The organism is uncultured Acetatifactor sp., from assembly GCF_948601915.1.
Classification (GTDB): Bacteria; Bacillota; Clostridia; order Lachnospirales; family Lachnospiraceae; genus Acetatifactor.
The window spans coordinates 1-2102 of record NZ_CAPDXS010000272.1 but is presented as its reverse complement, the minus strand read 5'-3'; the positions used below and the strand labels follow the sequence as shown (position 1 = coordinate 2102).

Here is a 2102-nt window from a genome sequence, read left to right as displayed (position 1 = left end):
TGAAAATGTCTGCGACTACAATGACTTCTCCTACTTTAGAGGATGGCTCATCGCCCAAGGCAGGGAGGTCTATCTGGCGGCGCTGGCAGACCCGGACTCTCTGACAGATGTGGAAACCTATGGAGGCTGTCAGTTTGAAGATCTGTACTACATTGGAGATGGAGTGCTGGAGGATATGACCGGCCAGAACGCCTATGATAACACAGACCCTGACATGTATGAAGCACTGGTGGAGGAGCTGCGAAAGGACATCATCTATGGCGAGGGCGTCGATTATCCCTACGAATGGGGCGAAATTGAAGCCTATTTCCCCCGCCTGTGTGAGAAATACCTGGAGCCTGGCACAGTAGACTTCCATTTGAAGCATCACGATACAATGTTCTCCTCTGACTTCCCGGGAATCCAGGAGGCGCGTGAGGGCGGGCCCCCGCAGAGGAACGGGCCGCAAACTGATGTAAAAATGGAGGGAATGTAAATGGACCGGATACCAAAAGAATGGCTGGATTTTCTGCGGGAACAGTTTCCAGTGGGCAGCCGGATCAAGCTCCGCGAGATGAAAGACGACCCCCACCCGGTGGAGCCGGGGAGCATGGGGACGCTGAAGGGCATCGACGACGCCGGCCACTTTCTGGTGAACTGGGACAGTGGCCGCAGCCTGAACCTGGTGCTGGGGGCGGACAGCTTCTCTGTCCTGCCCCCGCCCCTCCAGACGCTGAAGCTGTACGCCCCCATGACCGCGGAACTCTTTGAACCCGATGAATACGGCGGAATGGATGAGGATGGTACTCCTTTGGACGGGCGGGATCTTCGCCACTACGCAGACAGCATCCTGGCCGCCCTGATCCGGGAACGGATGCCGGAAGAAGCGGAGCGCGGCATTATGCACTGGTACGGCAAAGATGATGCCGTGGATCGCAAGGTCCGCTCTGCTCTCTTCACTACAGAGGAACGGGAAGGCCGGCTCTGGGCGGTAGTGGAGTGCAAGGCAGCAGAAGCGCTGACCCCTGTGGAACTGGACACTTTGACTGATTATCTGAGCGGGCAGATGTCTGATGGCTGGGGCGAGGGCTTTGAGCAGCGTGATATTGGCATCGGAGATGGCTGTGAGCTGTATGTCCACCTGTGGCAGAGCAAGGACTGGAGCATCATGCCGGAGCAGGACCGCTTCGATCCCCACTTCTCTGAGCGGCTCCCGGATATGTGCTTCTCTGTCCTGCCGGAGGATGACTCCCTGATCTGCATTACCAGAGGCGCCGGCTATCAGGTGTCGGAGAACAGCAGTGAGAAACCCGGTCTGAACCGGCACATAGCGGACTACCGCAATCAATGCCGCGGAATCAGCAAGGCTCAAGAGCAGGCCATGCTGGGCGGCTGCCTGCGTGGCTGGGACTCCCCCGCTGCTGATCCCAGGACCTATGAGCAGACCCTCCAGTCCCCCACCGATATGGAGGCTGGAGCGCCGATGGGAGGGATGACTCTTGGATAAGGTATTCCATATCCGCACATTCAGCAGCCCCAACGGAGCCTATCAGGAAGTGGAGCTGGATCTGCCAGCCACGGATTACGAACTTCTCGACGCGATGGAACAGCTCCGGCTGGAGAACGGAAAGCACCCATATCTGGAGTTCCATGCTGTCGAGGAATACGACTACTTGAACGAGCGCATTCAGGAGACAGACATCTTCCCGCTCAATGCCCTGGCCAAGCGGTTGGCTGTGGGGAGCGGAAGAGCAAGGGAGTGAACGGAGTTTTCGCCTTCAGGCGGAAACGGAGGTGAACGGACTTTGCGATGACGCTGGACAGCCGGTCCAGGGTATGGAAGAAAGCCCTCAGCAGGGCGGAATGGAGATGAAGTGATGACGGATGATTTCAAAGAATTCCTGGAACTGCCCGGTACGCCCCAGGAACAGGAGTGGTTGAAGGAGCAGCTGGAGACGTTAAGCGTCCGGGAGAGCTACGCCCTCGCCGCCGTCTCGATGGGGTATCCACCCGAAAAGGCGGCTGACGCCATCAACAGTATTTTGCACCTGCCCGACTGTACGCTCCATCCGGCTGGGAGCTATGAGGATTTGGGCAAATACAGCCAGAAAGGAGCGGCCAAC

At 57.9% G+C, this 2102-nt stretch carries 3 protein-coding genes and 1 pseudogene; all 4 read left to right on the top strand.

The window, feature by feature from the left end; translation table 11 throughout:
• The coding region (locus tag Q2B33_RS23945) for a DUF4240 domain-containing protein (protein ID WP_300914334.1) at positions 1 to 475 on the top strand (475 nt) is incomplete at its 5' end.
• Positions 476 to 1486 carry a DUF4314 domain-containing protein gene (locus Q2B33_RS23940; RefSeq protein WP_300823418.1) on the top strand — a complete coding sequence of 337 codons (1011 nt, stop codon included), beginning with the start codon at positions 476 to 478 and terminating at the stop codon, positions 1484 to 1486.
• A complete protein-coding gene (locus tag Q2B33_RS23935; protein WP_300823420.1) occupies positions 1479 to 1742 on the top strand; it encodes a hypothetical protein in 264 nt (87 codons plus the stop codon). Before Q2B33_RS23940 ends, Q2B33_RS23935 begins: the two co-directional genes overlap by 8 nt.
• Positions 1743 to 1856: 114 nt before the next feature.
• Positions 1857 to 2102: pseudogene (locus Q2B33_RS23930) on the top strand (hypothetical protein); the annotation flags it as partial.

Coding starts and splice junctions, on each gene's coding strand:
- Q2B33_RS23940 (WP_300823418.1), top strand. CDS start 476: ATGGACCGGATACCAAAAGAATGGCTGGATTTTCTGCGGGAACAGTTT.